At 65.6% G+C, this 24,742-nt stretch carries 20 protein-coding genes; 8 read left to right on the top strand and 12 right to left on the bottom strand.

Annotated elements, in window-relative coordinates; translation table 11 throughout:
• Positions 1-158: 158 nt before the first annotated feature.
• Both rpoD and dtd read right to left on the bottom strand, forming a co-directional pair.
• A complete protein-coding gene (rpoD, locus tag ACT01B_RS21805) occupies positions 159-2,012 on the bottom strand; it encodes an RNA polymerase sigma factor RpoD (RefSeq protein ID WP_445145289.1) in 1,854 nt (617 codons plus the stop codon).
• Between the two features lie 163 nt (positions 2,013-2,175).
• Positions 2,176-2,631 (bottom strand): D-aminoacyl-tRNA deacylase, encoded by a 456-nt coding sequence (gene dtd, locus ACT01B_RS21800; protein ID WP_445145288.1) that lies wholly within the window; start codon positions 2,629-2,631, stop codon positions 2,176-2,178.
• A 106-nt stretch (positions 2,632-2,737) separates the two neighbouring features.
• Between dtd and ACT01B_RS21795 the strand changes: the two genes are divergently transcribed.
• Positions 2,738-3,631, top strand: a complete 894-nt coding sequence (locus tag ACT01B_RS21795; RefSeq protein ID WP_445147546.1) for an LpxL/LpxP family acyltransferase — start codon at positions 2,738-2,740, stop codon at positions 3,629-3,631.
• Between the two features lie 7 nt (positions 3,632-3,638).
• Here the strand turns inward: ACT01B_RS21795 and ACT01B_RS21790 are convergent, their stop codons facing one another.
• The 6 genes from ACT01B_RS21790 to ACT01B_RS21765 all read right to left on the bottom strand — a co-directional run bounded on the left by ACT01B_RS21790 (position 3,639) and on the right by ACT01B_RS21765 (position 9,986).
• On the bottom strand, positions 3,639-3,965 hold the full coding sequence (locus ACT01B_RS21790) for a hypothetical protein (RefSeq protein WP_445145287.1): 327 nt from the start codon (positions 3,963-3,965) through the stop codon (positions 3,639-3,641).
• Entirely contained in the window at positions 3,965-5,671 is a 1,707-nt protein-coding gene (locus tag ACT01B_RS21785) for an ArnT family glycosyltransferase (RefSeq protein WP_445145286.1), read from the bottom strand. The genes ACT01B_RS21790 and ACT01B_RS21785 overlap by 1 nt, the downstream gene beginning before the upstream one ends.
• 95 nt (positions 5,672-5,766) lie before the next feature.
• On the bottom strand, positions 5,767-6,795 hold the full coding sequence (locus ACT01B_RS21780) for a CDP-glycerol glycerophosphotransferase family protein (RefSeq protein WP_445145285.1): 1,029 nt from the start codon (positions 6,793-6,795) through the stop codon (positions 5,767-5,769).
• 3 nt (positions 6,796-6,798) lie between these two features.
• Positions 6,799-7,614, bottom strand: coding sequence for a glycosyltransferase family 2 protein (locus ACT01B_RS21775; protein WP_445145284.1), 816 nt, complete (start codon positions 7,612-7,614; stop codon positions 6,799-6,801).
• Between the two features lie 71 nt (positions 7,615-7,685).
• Positions 7,686-8,678 carry a glycosyltransferase gene (locus tag ACT01B_RS21770; protein WP_445145283.1) on the bottom strand — a complete coding sequence of 331 codons (993 nt, stop codon included), beginning with the start codon at positions 8,676-8,678 and terminating at the stop codon, positions 7,686-7,688.
• 33 nt (positions 8,679-8,711) lie between these two features.
• Positions 8,712-9,986: an O-antigen ligase family protein gene (locus tag ACT01B_RS21765; protein ID WP_445145282.1), complete on the bottom strand. Its 1,275-nt coding sequence runs from the start codon at positions 9,984-9,986 to the stop codon at positions 8,712-8,714.
• A 236-nt stretch (positions 9,987-10,222) separates the two neighbouring features.
• On the opposite strand from ACT01B_RS21765, the gene ACT01B_RS21760 reads away from it, so the two are divergent.
• On the top strand, positions 10,223-11,344 hold the full coding sequence (locus ACT01B_RS21760; RefSeq protein ID WP_445145281.1) for a glycosyltransferase family 4 protein: 1,122 nt from the start codon (positions 10,223-10,225) through the stop codon (positions 11,342-11,344).
• Positions 11,345-11,364: 20 nt separating this feature from the next.
• Here ACT01B_RS21760 and ACT01B_RS21755 read toward each other — a convergent pair whose 3' ends face one another.
• The 4 genes from ACT01B_RS21755 to def all read right to left on the bottom strand — a co-directional run bounded on the left by ACT01B_RS21755 (position 11,365) and on the right by def (position 15,935).
• Entirely contained in the window at positions 11,365-13,089 is a 1,725-nt protein-coding gene (locus ACT01B_RS21755; RefSeq protein ID WP_445145280.1) for an ArnT family glycosyltransferase, read from the bottom strand.
• A gap of 100 nt (positions 13,090-13,189) precedes the next feature.
• A complete protein-coding gene (rsmB, locus tag ACT01B_RS21750; protein ID WP_445145279.1) occupies positions 13,190-14,488 on the bottom strand; it encodes a 16S rRNA (cytosine(967)-C(5))-methyltransferase RsmB in 1,299 nt (432 codons plus the stop codon).
• 2 nt (positions 14,489-14,490) lie between these two features.
• Positions 14,491-15,429 (bottom strand): methionyl-tRNA formyltransferase, encoded by a 939-nt coding sequence (gene fmt, locus ACT01B_RS21745; RefSeq protein ID WP_445145278.1) that lies wholly within the window; start codon positions 15,427-15,429, stop codon positions 14,491-14,493.
• A complete protein-coding gene (gene def, locus ACT01B_RS21740) occupies positions 15,426-15,935 on the bottom strand; it encodes a peptide deformylase (protein ID WP_445145277.1) in 510 nt (169 codons plus the stop codon). The genes fmt and def overlap by 4 nt, the downstream gene beginning before the upstream one ends.
• Positions 15,936-16,123: 188 nt before the next feature.
• Here def and ACT01B_RS21735 point away from each other — a divergent pair, with 188 nt between their 5' ends.
• The 6 genes from ACT01B_RS21735 to purD all read left to right on the top strand — a co-directional run bounded on the left by ACT01B_RS21735 (position 16,124) and on the right by purD (position 24,722).
• The gene (locus tag ACT01B_RS21735) at positions 16,124-17,251 is read left to right on the top strand and encodes a LysM peptidoglycan-binding domain-containing protein (protein ID WP_445145276.1); all 1,128 of its coding nucleotides are present in this window, start codon (positions 16,124-16,126) and stop codon (positions 17,249-17,251) included.
• Between the two features lie 96 nt (positions 17,252-17,347).
• Positions 17,348-18,481: a DNA-processing protein DprA gene (dprA, locus tag ACT01B_RS21730; protein WP_445145275.1), complete on the top strand. Its 1,134-nt coding sequence runs from the start codon at positions 17,348-17,350 to the stop codon at positions 18,479-18,481.
• A 124-nt stretch (positions 18,482-18,605) separates the two neighbouring features.
• The gene (locus ACT01B_RS21725) at positions 18,606-21,116 is read left to right on the top strand and encodes a DNA topoisomerase I (protein ID WP_445145274.1); all 2,511 of its coding nucleotides are present in this window, start codon (positions 18,606-18,608) and stop codon (positions 21,114-21,116) included.
• Positions 21,117-21,689, top strand: coding sequence for an L-threonylcarbamoyladenylate synthase (locus ACT01B_RS21720; RefSeq protein ID WP_445145273.1), 573 nt, complete (start codon positions 21,117-21,119; stop codon positions 21,687-21,689).
• A 185-nt stretch (positions 21,690-21,874) separates the two neighbouring features.
• Complete coding sequence (locus ACT01B_RS21715; RefSeq protein ID WP_445145272.1) at positions 21,875-23,251, top strand: AMP-binding protein; 1,377 nt, start codon at positions 21,875-21,877, stop codon at positions 23,249-23,251.
• Between the two features lie 187 nt (positions 23,252-23,438).
• Entirely contained in the window at positions 23,439-24,722 is a 1,284-nt protein-coding gene (purD, locus tag ACT01B_RS21710; RefSeq protein ID WP_445145271.1) for a phosphoribosylamine--glycine ligase, read from the top strand.
• Positions 24,723-24,742: the final 20 nt, after the last annotated feature.

The raw sequence follows: 24,742 nt of genomic DNA, 5'->3' as shown, positions 1-24,742 counted from the left end.
GGAGCGCACCCTGTGCGCGATACCCTACGGAGCGCTGGCGCCGAGACTCTGCGATCGCGCACAGGGTGCGCTCCTACACAACAAAAGGGCGCGGCGGATCGATAGATGCAAAAAGCCCCGCTTCCGCGGGGCTCTTGTCTTGCACGAGTCGACAATGATCAGTCGATATCCAGGAACGAACGCAGCTGTTCCGAGCGGCTCGGATGACGCAGCTTGCGCAGCGCCTTCGCCTCGATCTGGCGGATACGCTCGCGGGTGACATCGAACTGCTTGCCGACTTCCTCGAGGGTGTGGTCGGTGTTCATGTCGATGCCGAAGCGCATGCGCAGCACCTTGGCCTCGCGCGGGGTCAGGCCGGCGAGCACGTCGCGCACGGTTTCCATCAGGCCCGTTTCCGTCGCCGACTCGACTGGCGAGCTGGCGTTGGTGTCCTCGATGAAGTCACCCAGATGCGAATCCTCGTCGTCGCCGATCGGGGTTTCCATCGAGATCGGTTCCTTCGCGATCTTGAGCACCTTGCGGATCTTGTCCTCGGGCATCTCCATTTCCTTGGCCAGCTCTTCCGGCGTCGGCTCACGGCCGAACTGCTGCAGCATCTGGCGGGAAATGCGATTCAACTTGTTGATCGTCTCGATCATGTGCACCGGGATACGGATGGTGCGTGCCTGGTCGGCGATCGAGCGCGTGATGGCCTGGCGGATCCACCACGTGGCGTAGGTCGAGAACTTGTAGCCGCGACGGTATTCGAACTTGTCCACCGCCTTCATCAGGCCGATATTGCCTTCCTGGATCAGGTCGAGGAACTGCAGGCCGCGGTTGGTGTACTTCTTGGCGATGGAGATGACCAGGCGCAGGTTGGCCTCGACCATTTCCTTCTTCGCGCGGCGGGCCTTGGCCTCACCGATCGACATCGTGCGGTTGATTTCCTTGATGTCGGTCAGCGGCAGGAACAGCTGGCGCTCGATCGAGGCGAGCTTTTCCTGCTCGGCGTCGATCGTATCCTTGAAGCCCTTGATGTTCGGCGACCACTTCTGGCGCTTGCGACCCAGTTCGGCCGCCCACTCGAGGTTGCCCTCGTTGCTCGGGAAGGTCTTGAGAAACTCGGCCTTGGGCATCTTCACGTGCTTGACGAAGATGTCCATCAGCACGCGCTCGTGGTGACGGATGTCGTTCACCACTTCGCGCAGCTTGCGCACGAAGCCGTCGATCAGCGCGGACGGCAGCTTGAGCTTGAGGAACTCCTCAGCCATCTGGTCGCGCAGCTTGACGATCTTCTTGTCGGTGATGTCGGTGGCCTTGGGGGCCGCCTTCTGGAACTTGCCGTAGTAGTCGCGCAGCAGTTCCATGCGGCGCTTGACCTCTTCCGGATCCGGACCGGTCGGGCCGGCTTCCTCTTCCTCGGCGTTCTCGTCTTCTTCCTCGTCGGCTTCGACGTCGGTGTCGACTTCCGCTTCGGCCGCGGCAGCCTGGGCCGCGTCGGCAGCCTCTTCCAGGTCGGCGAAGCCGGCCAGGATTTCGCTCAGGCGACGCTTGCCGTCCAGATGCTGGTCGTACTCTTCCAGCAGCAGCTGGATGGTCAGCGGGAAGCTGGCAAGCGCGGTTTGCACCTGGCCCAGGCCTTCCTCGATGCGCTTGGCGATGGCGATTTCGCCCTCGCGGGTCAGCAGCTCGACCGTGCCCATCTCACGCATATACATGCGGACGGGGTCGGTAGTGCGGCCGACTTCGGAGTCCACCGCCGACAGCAGCGCGACCGCTTCTTCGGCGGCGGCTTCGTCGTCGGTACCGGTGCCCGGCGCGGTGTCCGAGAGCGGATCGGCATCCGGTGCAGCATCGTGCACTTCAATGCCGACGCCCTTCAGCACCGCCATGATGTCTTCGATCTGCTCCGGATCGACGATGTCGTCGGGCAGGTGATCGTTAATCTCGGCGTAGGTCAGGTAGCCCTGCTCCAAACCCTTGGAAATGAGCGCCTTGATTTCCGATTGTTGCTCGGGAGCTTTGCTATTCATACCTACCGCCGCGTATGCAGGAACCGATCAGTATACCCATGTGATGCTTTTTTGACCAGTTTTCAAGTAAAAAACATGCGAACACCGACACGCAAAAATCGCGCCAAATAGGCATATTCCGGCGATTTTGTCGAAGTTGCGGTGTGTGCCGCGCTGATGCTGCTCATGGCGTCTCCAGCCAGAACGTCACCGGCCCGTCGTTGACCAGGTGAACCACCATATGGGCGCCAAAACGGCCGATTTCCACCCTCGGGTGTGCCGCTTGCGCCATCGCCACCAGACGGTCGAACCAGCGCCGGCCATCCTCCGGCGTGGCCGCCGTGGTGAAGCTGGGACGCATGCCCGAACGGGTGTCGGCGGCCAAGGTGAACTGGCTGACCAGCAGCAATTCGCCGTCGGTGTCGGTCAGGGAGCGGTTCATGCGGCCCAGTTCGTCGGCGAACACGCGATAGCCGAGCAGCCGTTCCAGCATGCGTCGGGTGCGCGGTTCGTCGTCGCCGGGTTGCACGGCCACCAGTGCGAGCAGGCCTGCCCCGATGGCTCCTACGGTTTCCAATTCTCCATCGGCATGGGCGACATCGACGCGGGCGGACTGGACGCGCTGGATCAGGGCGATCATGTGGAGTCAGCAGATGGCGATGGCATCAGTCTAAAGCCTGTCGATGATCGCCGCACGAGCTACGCCAGGCCTCGCTGGCGCGCCGGACGGTTACACTGCGCCGCTCATGCGACCCGACATCTATCTCATCTATCTGCTCCTGCGTCTGTTCGGCCTGTTGCCGCTGCGCGTACTGCACAGCATCGGTGCAGCGATCGGCCGTTTCTCGCTATGGCGCCGCAGCGGTGCCGCGCACATCGCCTCGGTCAACCTGCGCATTGCCCGCCCGGGCCTGGACGATGCGGCGCATGCCGAGCTGCTGCGTGCGGCGATGATGGAAAGCGGCAAGTCGGCCACCGAGATCGCCAAGATCTGGGGCAGCGATGCGGAGCGCGCGCTGGACATGGTGCGCGAGGTGCGCGGCGAGGCCTTGTTCGATGCAGCCCTGGCGTCCGGCAAGGGGGTGATCATCGCAGCGCCCCATCTGGGTTGCTGGGAGCTGCTCAACTACTGGCTGTGTCGCAAAACGCCGATCGCCATCCTCTATCGCCCGCCACGTATCGCCGCGGTGGAAGCCTTGCTGCGCAAGGTGCGCGGTGGCCTGGCGCCCGAACAGGTGCGGGCCGAGGGGGCGGGCGTGCGCACGCTGTACAAGCGGCTGGCTTCAGGTGGCACGGTGGGCATCCTGCCGGACCAGAAGCCGCGCGCAGGCGATGGCGAATTCGCGCCGTTTTTTGGCCGTGACGCGCTGACCATGGTGTTGCTGCCGCGTCTGGCGGCGCGTACCGGGGCCACCGTGCTGTTCGCCTTCGCCGAGCGGCTTGCCAAGGGCGAGGGCTACCGCATCCATTTGCTACCCGCGCCGTCGGGTGTGGTGGAGCAAGACCTTGCCCTCGCCTGCGCCGCGCTCAATCGCGGCGTCGAGCAATGCGTGGAGCTGGCCTTCGCCCAGTACCAGTGGCACTACAAGCGCTACACGGCCCATGACCGGACCAGCCCGTACGAACTGCAGAAAACCTGAGCCCGATTCAGGGCGCGGACCGTTCCAGGCGACGCAGGAACACCGTCATTTCCTTCTCGGCCTGCTTGTCGCCACGCGCCTGCGCGACCTGGATGCCCTGCTGCCAGGCGGCGGCCGCACCAGCGTGGTCGTCCAGCGCCAGGCAGGCCTTGCCGAGCAGCTTCCACGCGGCCGAATAGGTCGGATCGAAGGTCACCGCCTGCCGCAGTTCCTCGGCCGCGCCGTGTGCGTCACCGGCCCCGAGCAGCGCGTTGCCGAGCGAGAAACGCAACAGCGCGCCATCGCGGGGGCCGCCGCATTGTGCGCGCAGGTTGGCGATCAGGGTGGCGTTCATCACTGCATGGAACGGAAGCGCCAGTCATCGACCTGATAGACGCGGGTCGGATGCAGCGGCTCGGGCGGTTTCTGGCCAGCGCGCAACTGGGCCAGCGAGGTGGCGGGCCAGATGACGATCCAGCTCGAACGGAACGGTTGCACCAACAGCGGATAGCGCAGGTCGCTGGCCTCAAGTTTTTCTGGATTCGCCACGATCAGGCCGTCGGGGTGTTCACGGGCAAACTGTTGCAGCGAATCGCCTTCGCTGAGGCGCTCGATCGGCCGGCTGATGCGTCCCTCGAAATGGAACTGGCCTGCGTACGTGCCCAGGTAGCCGATCGCCCGTCCATCGGCATCGGCAGCGCCGAGCAGGTGCGCCGACGGACGCAGGTCGAAGTTCTGCCAGGTGGTCAGGGTGAACAGCGTATTGAGGGCCAGCGTGCCGACCAGGCCCGCGAACGCCAGGCGGCGCAATTCGCCACGGCCACGCAACAACAGCAGCGCGCCCAGCAGCACGAACACCACGCTGAAGAAGCGGCTATAGCGCTGCGAGCTATCGAACCATTCGCCATGCAAATCGTTGTGCGCCACCAGCACGGGCAGGGCGAACAGGAAGGCGCCGAACAGGATGCCGCCCACGCCCAGGGGCCAGGTTCCCAGCCAGGGGTTCGTGGCCAGCGCCGGGCGCTGGTCGCGCAGCACGGCGATGGCACCGGCGATCAGCAGCGCCGCACCGGCGTACTCCGGTAGCGGGTAATACAGCTGCTTGCCGCTGATGAACGAGAACGCCAGCATCACCGGCAGCAGCCAGCACAGCGCGAAACGCAGGCCCATATCCAGCGGACGCCGCAGCGTGATCAGCGCAGCCCAGGCCCGCGGCCAGCCGCTGAACGGGAACAGCAGGCCGGGAATCGCGGGCAGGTACCACCAGAACGGGCGCGCGTGATCGAACGCATCCACCACTCTTCCGGCCGTCTGCGTGAAGAACAGGCGCTGGCGATAGGCCTCGCCGCCGCTGAAACCGGCGGGCAGCGCCCAGGCCAGCAGCATCGCGCCACCGAGCAGTACGGACAGCAGGCCGCGGCCATACCAGCGAGCGCGGTTGTCGCGCGCCCAGTCATTCCATAGCGGCCCCAGCAACCAGGGGAAGGCGACGTGCAGCAGCATGACCGGGCCCTTGGTCAGCAGGCCGGCGCCAATGCACAGGCCGAACAGCAGCCAGCGTGGTTCGGCGCGATGCGCCTTGGGGGTCAGACACAGCAACGCTGCCAGCACCCAGACCGCCAGCAGCACTTCGTACATGATCTGCAGGCCGAACAGGAACGCATAGCCCAGCGCCAGCAGGATCCATGGCGCTCCCTTGGCCACCCAGGGGCGGTTGGGGAACAGGCGCTGTGCCAGCACCGATACCAGCACCAGCTGTGCGCCGCCGAAGATTACCTCGAGCACGCGCGGCCAGATGTCGTTGACGCCGAACACGAGCCAGCCGGCGTGGATCATCCAGAACAGCAGCGGCACCTTCTCGCTATACGGCGTGCCATTGATATGCGGCACCAGCCAGTGCTGGTGGTTCCACATTTCCCACGCCACGGCGAGCGTGCGGGTGGAGTACAGCGGCATCGGGCCGTGCGAGAAGATCGCCAGCAGCGCGGCGAGCGTCCACAGCGGCAGCCAGGGCCACAGGGAGCGCAGGTGTTCGGAGCGGCTGTAGCTGCTGGATGCCACGGGCAGTCCCCTTGTGAAGGTGCGCAGATTCTAGCTCGACCCAGCCGCTTCCACCGTCTACCCGGCTTCACCAGCGGGTAGGCCGTGCAGCGATGTCAGGCCGGACCCCAGTAACCGATACGACGGCGGATCTTGAGTTTGCGCCAGAAATTCCACGGCTTGCGGCGCCGGTTGCGCCCGCCCGCGGCAATGAAGGTGTCGATGGCCCGCAGCACGCGTTCGCTGGAGTGGCCATCGCGGTACGGATGGATCGCATCGCCGTACTCGCGGATCGCCTGCATCAGCTCGGGCGGTCGCGCCAGGGCGCGCTCGATCGCCGGCTCGAACTGCGATGCCTCGTCGATGTCGATCAGCTGCGGACCCGGGCGACGGTTCTTGAACGTCACCACCGGCTTGCCGGTGAGCAGGAATTCGTTGAGCGCGGACGAGGTATCCGAGCACATCATGTCCACCTGCGGGAACAGCTCGAGAATGTTGTCGTTCTCGGCGAAGCTGAGGAACTCGTTTTGCAGCGCCTTGTAGCGCGCCGTGGTTTCCGGCTTCATCTTTGGATGGAAGGTGACGATCCAGCGCCAGCGCCCATCGCGCGACAGTCGCTGCACCTCGTCGTATAGCGTTTCCGCGGCACTCCACGAGGGCGAGAAGGTGGAGTGATAGAGGATCACCGGCGGCTTGCGCACCGGCGGCAACGGCCCGCTGATCTCCTTCATGAAAGGGTCGAGCTTGGGGAAGCCCGTTTCGATCACCGTGAAGTGGCCGACCTGGTCCGCGATTTCCTGGAACTTGGCGGTGTCGCGCGGCCCAGTCGTGCAATACAGATCGAAGAAGCCGCGGACATAGATATGCCGCGGCTTGCCGGCGTCGAAGCCGTGGAAGGTTTCCACCTTCACGCCCGGGAAAAAATGCGGCACGGCGTTGCTGGACGTGATCACCGCCCGCGGATTCCAGCGCCTCACTTCAGCGACGGTCAGCAGCGTTTCGTCGTCCGCCAGATCTTCCGCGCCGGGCCCGTCGAAGAACCACGCCGCGTCGTCTCCGCGCGCCCGAATCGCCTCCTGTATCGGGCGCAGAATGGCCAACGCGTAACGCTCGGAGCCATAAAGGAGGTAGTGCTGCTTGCTCATGGCTCAGCGATCGATGCCATGGCGGAGCAGGGCGTCGGCCGCACTTTCGAGCGAGGCGGGATTGCACTTCATTTCGTAGTAACGCATGCGCTTATAGACGGCATACGAGGCCGCGGTCTCGGCCACCACAAAACCGCGCCAGCCGTCGAGGCAGGCCAGCCGCAGGAAGTAGTCCTTGAAAAACGTGAGCGGATAGACGAAGGGCATCTCCCACAGGCGCAGCGGCTTGTTCTTCTCCAGCCAGTCACGGCATTTCAGCTCCGCGTAGCGCAGTATCTTGACCTGCTTCTCGGGCAGGCTCGGGTTGTTCTCGTGGTTGAAGGCCGCCTTCAAGGTCACCGAGGGCCCGTTGAAACGCAGCGACTCATGCACGCGTACATCGGCCCAGCGTGCCCGCCCGCTATGAAACAGGCGTGCCATTTTTTCGCCCATCGCAGGCAGGTACCAGCGCATGGGCGCACCCATGAAAATGGTCGCCCGGCGCAGGTAGGCGGCGCAGATATTGCTGGCCATCAAGGCCGGCAGACGCTGTTCCAGTTCGGCACAAAGCGCGGGCGTCAGGTACTCGTCGGCATCCAGCGCCAGGATCCATTCGTGGCTGCACTGGGTGGTGGCAAAATTGCGCTGCGGACCGAATCCGAGCCAGGCATGGTGCACCACCCTGGCACCGTGCGCCTGCGCGATGGCGACGGTGTCGTCGGTGCTGCCGCTGTCGATCACGACCTTCTCAGCGGCGAACGGGACACTGTCGAGACAACGCGCAATGTTGTTCGCCTCGTTGTAAGTGATGACGACGAGGGTGACGGGAAGGGTAGGCATAAGCGCGATTCTAGAGCCAGAGGTGGGCCGGAGACCAATGGTCCGGGCCATGCGGAGAGCGTAAACCGGCGCTAAAGCAGCTTCTGCACGGCGGCGTCGAGCCTCGCTTCAAAAGCCTGCTGGTTTTCCAGATACCAGGCGCGGGCTTGTCTTCCCCGTTGCTCCCATTCGGTCCGCTGCATGCTGATGCAGCGCTCCACGGCCTGCTCCAGCGCCTGCTCATCGAACAGATAGCGGGTGGCAAGATTCAGCGCTTCGCCGGCGCTCGCAGCCACCGTGATGCCACGCTCGGGCGTGACCAGTTCGTTCATGGGTGGGGCATCGCAGGTCAGCACGACGGCGGCGCAACTGAGCGCCTCGGCGATGTAATGGCCCCAGCCTTCGGTTTCCGAAAGGCATAGCTGGAACACATGGGCGTTTTGCAGCGCGCGGATCTCGGCGATATCCGCCACGTACTCGCGCCGGTGTTCGATATTGCTGGTCGTACTGTTTGAGTCGTCGTCCCCGCGGGGCGCCTGCAACACATGCAGCGTCGGCCATTCGGGGTGCCGCCGCCATGCCGCCAGCAGTCGCTCCGTGCCCTTCATGCGGCTGGCGCCCGCCAGGTGCAGGAAGCTGGGTTGCCGCGCGACGTTCGGCTGATAGCAGTCGGTACTCTGGAAGCCGATATGGACGGCCGGCGCGCCAAGACGTTTGAACAGCGCCGTCGCCGATTGGGTCTTGGTGAACACCGCGTCGAACTGGCCCAGGTGCCGGCGATCCCGCTTGGAGAACCACTCCGGATTCGGGATGAAGGCGTTGCGGCGCGCCAAGCCCAAATGGGCCGGGCTCACGTGTTCCAGGGTGATGCTCAGATCGTAGCGATACCCGCTGCCGCCCTGCACCCGTCGCGTCCATAGCCCCAACCGCTGCGCCAGGGACTTCCACCAGCGGCGCTGGCGCGGCGGTCCCACGGCGGTGAAACTCACCTCATGGCCGAGGTTGCGCAAGGCCTCCGTCAGTAGGCGGATATCGTGACTGAGCCCGCGGTTGTTGTCCCAAGCGATGAGGTTGATGCGTGCCATGGCGTCAGCGCTGGGCGATCCGGGAGGCGATGCTCATGGGGCGGCGATCTCGCGCAGTGACCGCTCACGCTGCAGGCGGCCTGCCAAGACGGCCATGCCCAAGGTCAGAAAGAAGAACAGCGAATGCGGCATGGGTCGATACAACACATTGTCGGTCAAGCCGCATAGCGCGTACATGCTCACCGTCAGCAGACCGACGGTTGCCGCCGTGGCCACGGTGTCGCATGGGTCGAACACGCGGCGGGCAAAAAACACCATGGGAACGCCAAACAGCAGCAGCAGGACGATAAGCCCAGGCACGCCGCCAGAGACGGCCGCTTCAAGGTATTCGCTATGCGGGTGCGTGTATTTCGCGATGCTCTCGCTCGCCAGCCCCTTGCTTACCAGGGTCTGGGTGTACTTGCCGAATTGGTCGATGCCCACGCCGGCCACCGGGTGCTCCATAAACGCCCGGCCGGCCACGCGCCACATTTCAAGCCGCTCGCGGACGGCACCCTGGGTATCTTGGGCGTGGAAGGTCGTTACTTCCTGGCCGATGGCGTTGAAGCGCTCGAGGATCTCGCTGCGCAGGAAAACCACCGAAACGGTGGCGATCGCCAAGGCGCCGCCAAGCACGACCAGGCCATCACGCCACTGTTTCGTACGCACGACATGGAGCAGCACAACCAGCAGGAAAACCGGTGCGCAAGCCAGCAGCGGTCCGCGGCTTTGCGTAAGCAGGGCGCCGAAACTGCCCAGGATGGCGCATGCCGCATGGAGTACGCGCTCCGGCCAGGCAAGCTGCGGACGCAGCATCTGCACCACGGCACTCAGCGACAGGACGAGCATGAACATGGCCAGCTCGATGACGCCCCAGTCGGCCCCATCCAGCCCGGAAGCACGCGGAGCGCCCTGGATATAGTGCTGATAGATGCACACCAGTCCGAGTGCGGCGGCGCCAAGGCTGAGCCCCAGCCAGAACCAGCGCACATGGACGGAACGCCCAAAAACCGCGGCGATCGCCAGGAAGGCCAGGATGTGCGAAGGCAGGTCCAGCTCGCTCCATCCGAGGCGATGTCCCAGGATGTTGCCGATCGCATAGAGCAGGCTCAATGCGCAAACCAGTACGACCGGCCTGGCTGCCCGGTAGTTGGTTCGCACATCCCGATCGGCTATCAAGAGGCCGATGCCGTAGAAGAACAGCAAGGCGATCGGCACCGCCTTGAGCTTGCTTGGCACGGCGAACGAGATCGGCAGCAGGGCGAGCAGCAGCGTCGCGACAACCGTGCGGGCGCGTGAAGCCTGGGGGGCGCGTGGAACCTGGTTCATCAAATCCTCTTCAGTGTCCGGCTTGCGAGGTATAAGCCAGCCTTGTCCGCACAAGTGCGAACCTTGTTTCACTACGGTATTCCGCTAGGTCCCCGGCCTGGCGGCGATCGGAATATTGCCGCACAAGCTATGACATTCTATGGGGAAAAAGAGCCCCGTGCTGCGCATTCGGCGAGGCTGGGTTCATCCGTCGCAAGCCCTTTCGAACAGCACTTCGTCGTTATCGAGGCACCGGTTTGAAGCTTTTGTTCACCAACTTCCACGCCGGGGACGGCGGCGGCCACACCACGTATATCCGTGAACTCGCTGCGGCGCTGGCGGCGCGGCACGAAGTGCATGTGGCCGCACCGCCCGATAGCCGTTTGAATCGGGAAGCGCGCGGCCTGCCCGGTGTCTTCGTGCTCGACCAGCCGTTCCCGAACGGCCTGAACCGATGGCGGGCACGCCGCCGGGCGCGGGCGCAGTTGCGGCATTACCTGCGGACCCAGGCCTTCGACCTGGTCCATGTGAACGGTTCGGCCGACCACCGGCTGGTGCTGTCGGCCATGCCCGCCACCCGCCCCGCCCTGGTCTGGACCAAGCACAACTCCAAGCCGGTGCGTGGCCTGGGCCACTGGCTGCGTGCGCGGCAGACGGACCAGGTGATCGCGGTGTGCGAATACACGCGCCGCGAACTCAAGCACACGGCCTACCGGCGTTGCCGGCTCGACACGGTCTACAACGGCGTCGATATCGAGCGCTGGAAGCCTTGGGAGGCACAAGCCGCCGCCGCCGAGCGTCGGCGCTGGGACGGGGGCGATGCCACGGTTTTTCTGCTGGGCAGCAACGCCGGCACCGCCAACTACAAGGGCTGGATGGATCTGCTTGATGCGGTGGCCTCGTTACCCGAGGACATCCGCCGAAGGCTGCGGATACCGATTGCCGGCGTGCCGCCCACGGCGGAGGAGCGTCAGCGCGTCAGTGCGCTCGGACTGGACGAGCAGGTGGTGTTTCCCGGTGTGCTGACCGATCCGCGACCGCTGGTGGCTGCGCTCGATGTCGGCTTCGTGCTGTCGTACGACGTGGAGACCATCTCGTTTGCCTGCCGCGAGATGATGGCCATGGGCAAGCCCGTGCTGCTCACGGACTACGCAGGGCTGCCCGAGAACATCGATGCCGAGGTCGACGGCTGGCTGGTGCCAGTTCGCGACCGCGTGGCGATCGCCGCTGCGGTCAGGCGCTTGCTGGAGCAGCGCGACGAACTTGCCTGCATGGGGCGGGCCGCGCGCCAGCATGCGGAGCGCGACTTCGGCCTGCCGCTGTTTGTGCAGCGAACCGAAGCGGTCTATCGCCAGCTGCTGGACTCGCGGCAAGCCTGACGGAAGCTCATGCCAGGCGGTTATCCCTCGGCCGCCGCTGCCCGCTCATCGCTCGCATCCGGCAGGCAGCCGGGCGTCACCGCATCCGCCTTGAACATCCACCACTCGCGCCGGTTCGCGTGACCCAGGCTGATGGCCTTGCTGCGGTCGACACAGTGGCCCAGCGCCGGGTCCAGGGCGAACAGCCAGCGGTGCGCCGGATCCTGTGCCTGCCAGGCGACTGCGGCGGCGTACTGCTCAGGCCACGGCCGGGTAAAGCCAAAGTCGGTGGCCGGGTGATCGAGCATCAGCAGGTTCTGCTCCTTCCACGCGACCAGGCCCAGTGCGTCGCCCGTGGCCAGGTGCTCGCGCACTTCCTGCATCAGGCCGGCCGCGGAGCTGGAATCGTTGAGCAGCGGGTACGCCCACAGGCTCCAGACCAGCCACATGGCCGTCAAGCCGCCGACGACCGCGAACACGGCTCGGCGCAGGCGCAAGGTGGCCACCAGCAGCAGTTGCGCGGCGCCGATCACGACAAACATCCACCACAGCGCGCGGCCGCCATCGTCGAAGCCACGCGTCGCGGCAAATTCGCTGGCGAACTTCGGGTGGGCGACCAGGGCCGCGCCGCCCACCGCCAGCATGGCCAGTCCAAAGACCCCTATAAACAAGAGTCCCGCCGCCCGTAGCCAGCGCTTCTGCAGCAGCTCGTCGAGATACGGCGCCGTGATCAGCGCCAACATCGGCACGGCCGGCATGATGTAGACGTCACGCTTGCCCTTCGGTATCGAAAAGAACACCAGCACCAGCAGGATCCAGCACAAGGGCAACAGGATGCGCGCGTCCTTGGCCTTCAGCGCGCGCCACCAGCGCGGCAGCGTGCCCGGGTAGGTCAGCGACAGCGGCAGCCAGCTGAACAGGACGATGGGGACATAGAACAGCACCGGGTGATGGTGATCCCATGACTTGCCATAGCGACCGGCCGTCTGGTGAAACAGGATGTCATTGATATAGGCGGTATAGGCCGGGTCGTTGCCGTGGGCGTGCGCGCCCAGCAGCATCGGTACCAGCCACAGCCCGATCGCTGCGAGCAGCGCGACCAAGCCCAACGGCCAGCGCCACCAGGCACCTGGGCCCATGCGTGCCACGCCATGCCATTGCCAGCGCGCGGCGGCTGCGTAGGGGATCAGCAGGAGCAGCGAGAGAATGCCGACGCCCTTGGTGATCACGCCCAGGCCGGCGCAGAAGCAGCCGAACCAATACGCGCGCCAGTTTGGGCCCTTCAGCATATGCAGCAGCAAGCCCCAGTTCGCCGCGGTGATGGCGAACATCACCAGCGGGTCGATCTGCGCGCGCTTGGTCTGGTAGACAAACTGGAACGTGATCAGCAGCGCCGCCGCCGCATACAGCCCGACCTGTCGATTCCACAGGCGCCGTCCCAGGTCGTAGACCAGCAGCATGGTGCCCAGCGCCGCCAGCAGCGAGGGCAGCAAGAACGCCATGCGCCAGCTGCCGCTGAGCACATAGCTCGCGGCTTCCGTCCACATCAGCATCGGCGGCTTGTCCGCATACAACTCGCTGCCGCGATGCGGGAACAGCCAGTCGCCGCTTTCCACCATCTGCTTGGCGGCCAGGGTGAAGCGTGGCTCGTCCGACGGCCAGGGATCGCGCAGGCCGATACCCATGCCGATCACCACCAGGGCGAACAGCATCAGCAGCCAGAAACGGCGGCGTTCCTCGGTGGTGGCTTGGACAGAAGCAGGCATGGGTGGATTCCGGTGTGGCTGTGCCGCGTCGCCAGCGGTCGATGATGCCAGGGGCCGCGCCGACTGGCCGGCTTGAGCACGGGCGGGTGATTATCTTGCGTCAGGCCTTTTCGAGCACGGCATAGAACATACCGTCCAGGTCGCCATCACCCGCCAACACCTGCCAGCCCACGCCAGCGGACTGTCCGACCGGCAAGCTGAAGGCAACCACCTGGGCATCCGCCTGCGTCTCCAGCCACTCGCCGACCACGGCCTCGTTTTCAGCGCGTAGCAGCGAGCAGGTGATATAGACGAGGCGTCCGCCCGGCGCGAGCAACGGCCATAGCGCGGTGAGAATGCGCCGCTGCTGTGCCACCACGGGGGCGATATCGCTTTCACGCCGATGCAATCGCACATCCGGGCGACGGCGCAATACGCCGGTGGCCGAGCACGGCGCATCGATCAGGATGCGATCGAACGGCTTGCCATCCCACCAATCGGCTGGCTGCCCGGCGTCGCCGGTAACAATATGGGCCTTCAGGCCAAGGCGGTCGAGATTCTGCTGGATGCGCGCAACGCGCTTCGGTTCGAACTCCAGCGCCGTGAGCGCGAGGTCCGCGCGCTCCAGCAAGTGGCACGCCTTGCCACCCGGCGCGGCGCAGGCGTCGAGCACGCGCTGGCCGTCACGAAGGTCGGCGAGATCGGCGGCAATCTGCGCCGCGCCGTCCTGCACGGCGAATTCGCCAGCGGCGAAACCAGGCATGCGCGTCACGTCGGTGCTGTGCGGCAGCACGATGGCATCGGGCAGCCAGTCATGCGCGTCAGCCGTATAGCCGCCTGAACGAAGATGCTCGATGACGCTGTCGCGCGCCGCGCGCCGGCGATTCACGCGCAGCATCAGCGACGGTTCGAGATTGTCGGCTGCCATGATGGCGTCGGCCTGTTCCGGCCAGTCGCGCGCGATGGCTTTGGCGAGCCACGCGGGATGCGCATGGCGCGTCTGCGGTTTCGCGTCGAGCGCCGCCAGCAGTTCGACCCGCTCGCGCTGCCAGCGTCGCAGTACGGCGTTCACCAGGCCGGACATGCGTGGCCGCTGCAAGGTGCGCGTCGCCTGCACGGTGGCGGCCACGGCGGCGTAATCGGGCAGTTGCAGTACTTCCAGCTGCACCAGGCCGAGCACCAGCAGCGCATGGATGGCCGGCTCCTTCTGGCGCAGCGGTTTTTCGAGCAGGCGGTCGATGGCCGCGTCGAAACGCAGCCACCAGCGTGCGCCATCGCTCAGCAGGGCCATCAGCAGGGCGCGATCGCGAGCGTCGGCCAGTCGCGGCGCGTAGCGCTCCATGGCATCGCGCAGGGAGGCGCCACGAAGCGCGATCTCGGCGAGGGCCTGGGCGGCGAGGGCGCGGGTGTCCTGGCTCATGCTTAGGCGCGCCGCAGTTCGGGTCGTGCGTTGAGGTAGTCGACCGCGCTGATGCGCTTGCCGCCGGCGCGCTGCAGCGCCGTGATGCGCAGGGCGCCCTGGCCGCAGGCGATCTCGATGCCGTCGCGGCCCGCGCTCAATAGGCTGCCGGGTACGGCGCCGTGTTCGCGCTCGCTGGCCTGTGCGGCCCAGATGCGCAGGGTTTCACCAGCCAGTTCGCCTTCGGCGACCGGCCACGGATCGAAGGCGCGCACCTGGCGCTCCAGCTCGATCGCAGGTCGGGCGAAATCCAGCCGCGCCTCGGCCTTATCGAGCTTGTGTGCATAGGTGACACCCTCTTCCGACTGGGGGTGCGGCAGCAGGGTGGCGCCGGCCATGACCTGGGCCAGCCCCTCGGCGAGCACCTCGGCACCCAATGCGGACAGGCGGTCATGCAGCGTGCCGCCGGTGTCCTCGCGGCTGATCGGCGTGCGCCGCCCCAACAGCACGGGGCCGGTGTCGAGACCGGCCTCCATCTGCATCAGGTCGACACCGCTATAGGCATCCCCGGCCAGGATCGCGCGCTGGATCGGCGCCGCACCGCGCCAACGGGGCAGCAGGCTGGCATGGACGTTCCAGCAACCCAGGCGCGGCAGGGCCAGCACCTTGCGCGGCAGGATCAGGCCGTGGGCCACCACCACCATAAGGTCCGCTTTATAAGCGGACAGCGTGGCCTGGATCTCGACAGACTTCAGCGATTCCGGCTGTTCCACTGGAATGTCGGCCGCCAGCGCCGCCTGCTTGACCGGGCTGGGCGTCAGCTTGCGGCCGCGGCCGGCCGGGCGATCCGGTTGCGTGTAGACCGCCACCACCTCGGCACCGCTGGCGCGGCAGGCTTCAAAGCAGGGAACGGAGAAATCGGGCGTACCCGCAAAGACGATGCGGAACGGGCGCTCGCTCAAGCGCTGGCCGCCTGCTTGCGCTGCTTGTCCATGCGCTTGAGCAGGAGCGAACGCTTCAGCGACGAGAGGTAGTCGACGAAGACCTTGCCGGCGAGGTGATCCATCTCATGCTGGATGCATACCGCCAGCGGGCCTTCGGCCTCGACCACGATCTCGTTGCCGTCCACGTCCTGCGCCTTCACCTTCACCTTCAGGGCGCGGGTCACATCGGCATAGATGCCGGGGAACGACAGGCAGCCTTCCTGATAGACCTGGGCGCCATCCTTCTCGATGATCTCGGCGTTGATCAGGGCCAGGGGCAGGTTACGCTCGTCGCTCATGTCGGCGACCAGCACGCGCTGGTGCACGTTGACCTGGGTGGCGGCAAGGCCCACGCCATTGGCGGCGTACATGGTTTCGAACATGTCGGCCACGAACTGCTTGAGTTCGGCGTCGAACACCCGCACGGGTTCGGCCTTCGTGCGCAGGCGGGGATCGGGGAATTCGAGAATGGACAAGACGGACATGGCATTTACCTCAGCGCGCAAATTGCGGGCGAATTGGTAAAAGCCAAGCCCGGGCGCGATCTAGAATGGGCATTATTGTACGTCGCCAACCTCGTGTCTGGCATGCCATTTTGCGAACTGGCGCCAGTTGCGTGGTTGAACTGTTCGGTTACACTCGCCCGAGCATCGGGGGATGGGGAATCCCGTTTATGATCAGAAAGTCCATTGGGCTGCTGGCCGGCATGCTGGTCACTGTGGCTGTTTACGCTGCTGGCGCGCAATTGCGTGCCGATCATCCAGATACCTATACGGTACGAAAGGGCGACACGCTCTGGGCGATCTCCGCGCGTTTCTTATCCAAGCCGTGGCTGTGGCCGGAAATCTGGCAAGCCAATCCGCAAGTACAGAACCCGCATCTGATATATCCGGGCGATGTGCTCAACCTGTCCTTCATTAATGGTCCGCGCCTGGGCTTGCAGCCTCGCATCCATCCTGAAGGCGATGCCGTTCCGGCCATTCCGTTGTCCGAGCTGCGCACCTTCCTCAAGGAAATGCGCGTGCTTGATTCCAACGAAGTATCCGCGTTGCCCTACGTCGTGGGCTTCGAGGAGGCGGATCTGCGTGGCACGGTCGGACGCAATGTCTATGTACGCGACCTGCATGCCGAGCCGGGCCAGCGCTTTGTGATCGTGCGCCCGACCAATGTCTTCCGTAACTTCAACGGCGACGCGGGGCGTGATAACGGCGCCGACCTGGTGGCCCATGAGCTCGACAGCAACGTATCGCTGGTGCGGACGCCGTGGAAGGAAGATTTCCGCAATGACGGTCATTACGGCCGCGGCAAGGAAATCGGCACCGAGGTCAGCGTGATCGGTACCGCCGAGGTGCTGCGCACCGGCGATCCGTCGACCATGCTCTTGCTCGATTCCACCATGGAAATCCGCAAGGGTGATCGCATCCTGCCGGTGGATGACAAGCCCTACGACCCTTACTTCTACCCGCATGCACCGAAGTCGCTGCCGGGCAATGCGCGTGTCATCGCGTTTGCCGATGCCTTCGACGCGGTCGGTCCGCACCAGGTGGTGGCACTGAACATCGGTGCGAAGGACGGCGTGGACAACGGCCAGACCTATTCGATCTACCAGCCGGGCGAGACCATTCCCGACGACGTCGCCAGCAACAGCTGGAATCGCGGAGTCGGCCACAGCGTGGACTTGCCGCAGGAGTTCGTGGGCCACGTGATGGTGTTCCGCACGTTTGACCGCGTCAGCTACGGCCTGGTCATGGATGGCCTGCGCCCGGTGCATAGGCACGACAAGCTCGAACTACCGGAATAAAACCTGCCGCTGCGTAAGCAGCGACGGCAGTGGACGACAGGACGGCGCGGTCATCACCGCGCCGTTTCTGTTGGAGCCGCCACCTAAAGTCCGTCCATGGACGAAACCCAAGATCACGACGCGTGGCTCCCCTGGCTGATCCTGCTGCGTACGCCTGGCTTGGGCCCCGGTGGTCTGCGCGCGCGCCTGGCCGAGCACGACGGCAGCATCACGGCGGTGCTGGATGCGCTGCGTCGGCAGGCCGCCAGCCTCGCCGGTGAGGCCCGCGCCTGGCTGATGCGTCCGGACCAAGTGCGCCTGGCCGCCGACCTGGCCTGGCTGGCCGAACCCGGCCACCGCCTGCTGTGCTGCCTCGACGAGGACTTTCCGCCACTGCTGGAAACCATTCCCCAGCCGCCTGTGGCCTTGTTCGTGGCCGGTGATGCCAGCCTTTTGTTGCATCCACAGGTAGCCATCGTCGGCTCGCGCAACGCCACCCTGAGTGGCCGGAAACAGGCCCGTACGTTTGCTCGTGAACTGGGCCTGGCCGGTTTCGCCATTACCAGCGGCATGGCCGAGGGCATCGATGGGGCGGCGCATCTGGGCGCCCTGGACGCCGGATTGCCCACGGTGGCGGTGATAGGCACCGGGCCGGATCGGGTCTATCCGCCCATACACCAGGGTCTGGCTCGGCGGATCTCCCAGCAGGGCGCCCTGGTCAGCGAGTTTCCACCGGGGACGCCGGCCCGCAGCGACCACTTTCCCCGCCGCAATCGCCTGCTTTGTGGACTGTCCTTGGGCACCCTGGTGGTGGAGGCCGGGCTGCGATCCGGCTCCCTGATTACCGCGCGGCTGGCGGCCGAACAGGGACGCGAGGTGTTCGCCTTGCCCGGTTCCGTCCATAATCCGCTCGCCCGAGGGTGCCATCGGCTCATCCGCGATGGTGCGCGGCTGGTCGAAGGCGCTGCTGAGATCGTGGAGGCGCTTGCGCCTGCAGCCGTCGCGCTGGGTCGCGAACTGGCCAGCCGGCTCGATCTTGAGCCGGTTGAGACGGGTCGTTCGGCTTCGGCAACGGATCCAGCCAGCGAGCTGGTGCTAAATGCCCTCGGTCATGGGCCGATAGCGCTGGATGAACTGATCACATCCACCGGTCAGGTTGTCGCTTCGTTGTCGTCGACGCTGCTGATGCTGGAGCTCGACGGTCGGATCGAAGCCCTGCCCGGCAATCGTTTCCAGCGGTTGCCGGACTGAGCAAAGGCGCTCTACACCGTGTTTTCACATGGTCCAGCTTGACGTCGTCGAGCCGCCATGCCTTTAACTAGATAGAGAGACCAGCCCTGATGGGCCTGGCCATTGATGGCGGATACCGAGTTACATGGCAAAAAACCTGCTTATCGTCGAGTCGCCGGCCAAGGCCAAGACGATCAACAAATACCTTGGCAAGGACTTCCACGTCCTGGCCTCCTACGGTCACGTGCGTGACCTCAAGCCGAAGGAAGGCGCGGTCGATCCTGAAAATGGCTTTGCCATGGCCTATGAGGTGATCGAGCGCAACGAGAAACATGTCGATGCCATCGCCAAGGCCGCCAAGCAAGCCGACGACATCTATCTGGCGACCGACTTGGATCGCGAAGGTGAGGCGATCTCCTGGCATATCAGCGAGATCCTGAAGGAGCGAGGCCTGACCGAAGGCAAGCACCTGCACCGGGTGGTGTTCTCCGAGATCACGCCCAAGGCGATCAAGGCCGCCGTGGCCAACCCGCGTCAGCTCTCGCATGACATGGTCGACGCCCAGCAGGCGCGCCGCGCGCTGGATTATCTCGTCGGCTTCAACCTCTCGCCGGTGCTCTGGCGCAAGGTGCAGCGTGGCCTTTCGGCTGGCCGCGTGCAGAGTCCGGCCTTGCGCATGATCGCGGAGCGCGAGCTGGAGATCGAAGCCTTCGTCGCCCGCGAGTACTGGAGCGTCGAGGCTGCCCTGCGCCACCCCGAGGGCGATTTCACTGCTCGCCTCACCAAGTTGAACGGCAAGAAGTTCGAGCAGTTCGACCTCACCAACGAACACGACGCGATGGCCGCGCGTGCAGCGCTGAAGGAGGCCGCCCACGGTCGCCTCACCGTCAGCGACGTCGGCAGCAAGGAGCGCAAGCGTCGCCCGGCGCCGCCGTTCACGACCTCTACCTTGCAGCAGGAAGCGGCACGCAAGCTGGGTTTCTCTACCAGCCGCACCATGAAGATCGCACAAGGTTTGTACGAAGGCGTCGCGCTGGGTAGCGAGGGCAATGTCGGCCTGATCACCTATATGCGTACCGACTCGGTGGCTCTTTCCGAAGATGCCGTGACCGAGATGCGCCAGCTGATCGCGCGCGACTTCGGCACCAAGGCGCTGCCGGATCACCCGCAGGTCTACAAATCCAAGTCCAAGAATGCCCAGGAAGCGCATGAGGCGATCCGCCCGACCTCGGCCATGCAGACGCCGCGCGAGGTGTCGGCCTTCCTCAACGAAGAACAGCGCAAGCTGTACGAACTGATCTGGAAGCGCACCATCGCCTGCCAGATGATCCACGCCACCCTCAACACGGTGTCGGTGGAGTTCGCCCTGCCGCATGTGGCCGGGGGCGACGCCTCGTTCCGCTCCACCGGTACCACGGTGGTCGATCCGGGCTTCCTGGCGGTGTACGAGGAAGGCCGCGACCAGAAGGGCGCGGACGATGAGGACGAAGGCCGTCGCCTGCCGAAGCTGGCAGTAGGCGAGCAGATTGCGCTCCACGATATCCAGGCCGACCAGCATTTCACCGAGCCGCCGCCGCGCTATTCCGAAGCGAGCCTGGTGAAGACGCTGGAAGAGCACGGCATCGGCCGTCCGTCGACCTATGCCAGCATCATCCAGGTGCTGCTCAACCGCGAATACGTGCTGCTCGACAGCCGGCGCTTCAAGCCGACCGACGTGGGTCGTGCGGTGAGCAAGTTCCTCACCGCGCACTTCGCCCGCTATGTCGACTACGACTTCACCGCCAAGCTCGAAGACGAGCTCGACGCGGTCAGCCGTGGCGAAGAAGCCTGGGTGCCCCTGATGGAGCGCTTCTGGCAGCCGTTCAAGCAACAGGTGGACGAGAAGACCGAGTCGGTCGATCGCAGCGAAGCCACCGGCGCGCGCGAGCTGGGCACCGATCCGAAGACCGGCAAGCCGGTGTCGGTGCGCCTGGGTCGCTATGGCGCGTATGCGCAGATCGGCGACAAGGACACGGACGAGAAGCTGCAGTTCGCTTCGCTGCGTCCTGGCCAGAGCATGCACACCATCGTCCTGGCGGATGCGCTGGAGCTGTTCAAGCTGCCACGCAACCTGGGCCAGGCCGAGAACGGCGACGAGGTGAGCGTAGGTGTCGGTCGCTTCGGCCCCTTCGTCAAGCAGGGCAGCACGTATGCCTCGTTGAAGCCCGAGGATGATCCGTACACGATCGAGCTGCCGCGTGCCCTGCAGATCGTGCAGGAGAAGGTCGAGATGCTGGCCAATCGCATCATCACGGACTTCGGCAACGGCGTGCAGGTGCTCAATGGTCGCTACGGCCCATACATCACCGATGGCGAAAAGAACGCGCGTATTCCCAAGGACCAGGAGCCCAAGGAGCTGACCGAGGCGCAATGCCTGGAGCTGCTCGCGGCGGCGCCGGTCAAGAAGGGGCGCGGGGCATTCAAGAAGACGGCCAAGAAGGCTGCCGCCAAGAAGGCCCCGGCCGAGAAGAAGGTCGCCACCAAGAAGGTCGCCACCAAGACCGCCACCAAGAAAGCCGCGACCAAGAAAACGGCTGCCAAAAAGACGGCAACCAAGAAGGCCGCAACCAAGAAGGCTGCCAGCAAGAAGACAGCGGGCAGCAAGGCCAGCGCCTGAGTGCCGGCTCGGTTTACCCTGGCTGAGGTCGACGCCGCCGGCGCGCTCTTGCGTCGTGGCGGCGTCTTGGCCTACCCCACCGAGGCGGTTTATGGCCTCGGTTGCGATCCGCATGACCAGGCGGCCTTCGAGCGCCTGTTCGCGCTCAAGCAGCGTCCGCCGACCCAGGGTGTGCTGCTGATCGCCGCGGACTTCGCCCAGGTCGAGCGGTATATCGATTTCGCCGCGGTGCCGGCCGCGGTGCTCGCCCAGGTGCGGGAAAGCTGGCCGGGGCCGCATACGTGGATCTTCCCGCGCTCGCCAGCCGTGCCGGACTGGGTCGCTGGTGCGCATGCCGGGATTGCCTTGCGCGTGACCGCCCACGCACCCGCAGCGGCTTTGTGCCGCGCGTTCGGCGCGGCCCTGGTGTCGACCAGCGCCAATCCGCACGGCGAGCCGGCGGCGCGTTCATCGGCCATGGTCGAGGACTACTTTGGCGAGGCGCTGGATGGGGTGCTCGAGGCCCCGCTAGGCGGCCAGGAGCGCCCCACCGTGATCCGCGACGCACTCACCGGCGCTATCATCCGCACCTGACCGAGTCCGCCGGGTATGGCGCTGGATGGATGAACGGTTTCTGCATGCCACGAAGCGCCGGTAGGGGCAGATTCAGTGGCCGCCCTGAGGATGGGGAACCTCGTGGGCTCCGTTTTTCACCGCCCTCAGCTCGGACCGGCGCCCACCGGTTCGTCGTCGGGCAGATTGCCGTTGTGGAGTAAGACTTGGCCATCGTTTACGAATTCAGTCGGCAGGAACAGGCGGCGCTTGGACTGCCCCTGCTGGCGGCTGGGCATCCAGAGCGCACGGTAGCGTGGCGGCACGGCAAGGCAGTCAGCGCGCAAGCGTTTCTGGCGCACGTGCACGAAGTCGCCGAGCAGCTGCCGCCGGCCGCTACCGCAGTGAATCTGTGCGAGGACCGCTACGCCTTCCTGGTCGCCTTCTGCGCCATTGCCCTGCGTGGCCAGGCCAACCTGCTGCCCCCTTCGCGCGCGCACCAGGCGGTGAGCGAAGTGATGGCCGCCCATCCGGGCTGCTATGCCGTGGGCGAGCTGGCGCTCGATGAGGCGCCGCCGCATTACCGGCAACTTCCGGCGCTGTCCGCAGCGCCGACGGCTGGCGATCACTTTGAGGTGCCGTCGATTCCCGCCGACCAGGTAGTCGCCATTGGCTATACCTCCGGTTCCACCGGCGTGCCCAAGGGCAACGCCAAGACCTGGGCTAGCTTCCACGCCAGCAACGGCGGCAACCAGCGCATGCTGCAAGCCGCGGTGGGCGTCGGCTACCACGTGGTCGCCACGGTGCCGCCCCAACACATGTACGGCATGGAGATGACGGTGCTGCTGCCCTTGCTGGGCGAAGTGAGCGTGCATGCCGGCCGCCCCTTCTTTCCGGCCGACGTGGCCGCCGCGCTGGCCGACATACCTGCGCCACGCGTGCTGGTGATCACGCCGGTGCATTTGCGCGCGCTGATCGAATCGGGCGTGTCGCTGCCGCCCATCGCCGCCATGGTGTCCGCCACCGCGCCGATGCCGCTCGAGTTGGCCCAGGCGGCCGAGGCGCGCTTCGGCGGTCCCTTGCTGGAAGTGTTTGGCTCCACCGAAACCTGCGTGATCGCCAGTCGCCGTGCGGCGGGCGATGAACTTTGGACCCTCTATGACGAGGTCCAGCTGCACCCGCAGCCCGATGGTACTCAGGTGCGTGCGCCGCAGTTGGAGCAACCGATCACGCTGGCCGACCTGGTGACTTTGCACGACGGTGGCCGTCGCTTCCGGCTATGCGGTCGCCATGCCGATCTTTTGGAGATCGCCGGCAAGCGCGCGTCGCTGGGCGACCTCACCCATCGCCTGCTGGCAATCCCCGGTGTGACGGACGGCGTCGTCTTCCAGCTGGACGGCAACGACGCGATGGGTGTGCAGCGCATCGCGGCCCTGGCTGTGGCGCCGGATCTGGACGAACAAACCATCGTCGAGGCCTTGCGTCGGGCGGTCGATCCGGTCTTCCTGCCGCGTCGCCTGACTTTGGTCGCGGCCCTGCCCCGCAACGAAACCGGCAAGCTGCCCCGCGCCGCACTGCAGGCTTTGCTGGAAGGCCGCGAATGACTTGGGGCGCGGTCTTGCGACCGCGCCCACCTCTGTAGGCCCATACCGTGTGCGCTCCTACAGGGGGCCCTGGATGCCTGAGCCATTCTGAACCCCCCACCCGTGCTGCGCGCCGAAAACCGCCCCTCAGCCTTTACAATGGCGCGCTGCGCCGCCCCCCGGCGCTTCTTTCGGTAGCGGAGCAAGCATGAAAGTCCTGGTCATCGGCAGCGGCGGGCGCGAACACGCGCTGGCGTGGAAGCTCAAGCAGTCGGCTCGCGTCAGCGAGGTGATTGTCGCTCCGGGCAATGCCGGCACGGCCCGTGAAAAAGGCGTGCGCAATGCGGACATCGCCGTCACCGATCTGGAAGGGCTGCTCAAGCTGGCCAAGGCTGAAAAGATCGCCCTCACCGTGGTCGGCCCCGAAGTGCCGCTGGTCGCCGGTGTGGTCGACAAGTTCCGCGCGGCCGGACTGCGTTGCTTCGGCCCGCGCGCGATTGCCGCGCAGCTGGAGGGTTCCAAGGCGTTTGCCAAGGACTTCCTGCACCGCCATAACATCCCCACCGCCCACTACGCGGTGTTTACCGAGCTCCAGCCGGCCTTGGCCTATGTGCGCCAGCACGGTGCGCCGATCGTCATCAAGGCCGATGGTCTGGCCGCCGGCAAGGGCGTGGTAGTCGCACTCACGCTAGCCGATGCGGAGCAGGCGCTGCATGACATGCTCGGTGCGCACGCGTTTGGCGATGCCTCCGCCCGCGTGGTGATCGAGGAATTCCTCGACGGCGAGGAAGCCAGCTATATCGTGATGAGCGATGGCCAGCATGCGCTGCCCATGGCCAGCAGCCAGGACCACAAACGCCGCGACGAAGGCGACATGGGCCCGAACACCGGTGGCATGGGCGCGTATTCGCCCGCGCCGGTGGTGACACCCGAGGTCGAGCGTCGCATCCTCAAGGAAGTCATCGAGCCGACCTTGCACGGCATGGCGATGGAAGGCGCACCTTTCATGGGTTTCCTCTATGCCGGTCTGATGATCGACAAGAGCGGCGCGCCCAAGGTCATCGAATTCAACGTGCGCTTTGGTGACCCGGAAACGCAGCCGATCATGCTGCGCCTGAAGTCCGACCTGGTCGACCTGATCGAGGCAGCGCTGGACGGCGAGCTACATCACACCCACGTGCAATGGGATGCCCGCCCTTCCATCGGTGTGGTGATGGCAGCCGGTGGCTACCCCGGCAAGGTCCGCCAGGGCGATGTCATCACGGGTCTCGAAACCGACTTCGGCGCGGACGTGAAGGTATTCCACGCCGGCACCCAGCTCGATGCACAGGGTCACGTCATCACCGCGGGTGGTCGCGTGCTGACCGTCTGCGCCCTGGGCAAGGACATCGCCGCCGCGCGCGAACACGCCTATGCCGCGGTCGGCAAGCTTCATTACGAAGGCGCGTTCTGCCGCCGCGATATCGCCTACCGCGCGCTTCGTCGCGGCTGAGTCGCGCTTAGCTGCTGGCG

Source organism: Dyella sp. Tek66A03 (assembly GCF_052567735.1).
Note: the sequence above shows the minus strand (reverse complement) of the source record. Positions and strands in the feature narration are given on the sequence as shown.

Coding starts and splice junctions, on each gene's coding strand:
- rpoD (WP_445145289.1), bottom strand. CDS start 2,012: ATGAATAGCAAAGCTCCCGAGCAACAATCGGAAATCAAGGCGCTCATT.
- ACT01B_RS21775 (WP_445145284.1), bottom strand. CDS start 7,614: ATGCCTACCCTTCCCGTCACCCTCGTCGTCATCACTTACAACGAGGCG.
- def (WP_445145277.1), bottom strand. CDS start 15,935: ATGTCCGTCTTGTCCATTCTCGAATTCCCCGATCCCCGCCTGCGCACG.
- ACT01B_RS21755 (WP_445145280.1), bottom strand. CDS start 13,089: ATGCCTGCTTCTGTCCAAGCCACCACCGAGGAACGCCGCCGTTTCTGG.
- ACT01B_RS21765 (WP_445145282.1), bottom strand. CDS start 9,986: ATGAACCAGGTTCCACGCGCCCCCCAGGCTTCACGCGCCCGCACGGTT.
- ACT01B_RS21790 (WP_445145287.1), bottom strand. CDS start 3,965: ATGAACGCCACCCTGATCGCCAACCTGCGCGCACAATGCGGCGGCCCC.
- dtd (WP_445145288.1), bottom strand. CDS start 2,631: ATGATCGCCCTGATCCAGCGCGTCCAGTCCGCCCGCGTCGATGTCGCC.
- ACT01B_RS21735 (WP_445145276.1), top strand. CDS start 16,124: ATGATCAGAAAGTCCATTGGGCTGCTGGCCGGCATGCTGGTCACTGTG.
- purD (WP_445145271.1), top strand. CDS start 23,439: ATGAAAGTCCTGGTCATCGGCAGCGGCGGGCGCGAACACGCGCTGGCG.
- rsmB (WP_445145279.1), bottom strand. CDS start 14,488: ATGAGCCAGGACACCCGCGCCCTCGCCGCCCAGGCCCTCGCCGAGATC.
- ACT01B_RS21780 (WP_445145285.1), bottom strand. CDS start 6,795: ATGAGCAAGCAGCACTACCTCCTTTATGGCTCCGAGCGTTACGCGTTG.
- ACT01B_RS21725 (WP_445145274.1), top strand. CDS start 18,606: ATGGCAAAAAACCTGCTTATCGTCGAGTCGCCGGCCAAGGCCAAGACG.
- ACT01B_RS21770 (WP_445145283.1), bottom strand. CDS start 8,678: ATGGCACGCATCAACCTCATCGCTTGGGACAACAACCGCGGGCTCAGT.
- dprA (WP_445145275.1), top strand. CDS start 17,348: ATGGACGAAACCCAAGATCACGACGCGTGGCTCCCCTGGCTGATCCTG.
- ACT01B_RS21795 (WP_445147546.1), top strand. CDS start 2,738: ATGCGACCCGACATCTATCTCATCTATCTGCTCCTGCGTCTGTTCGGC.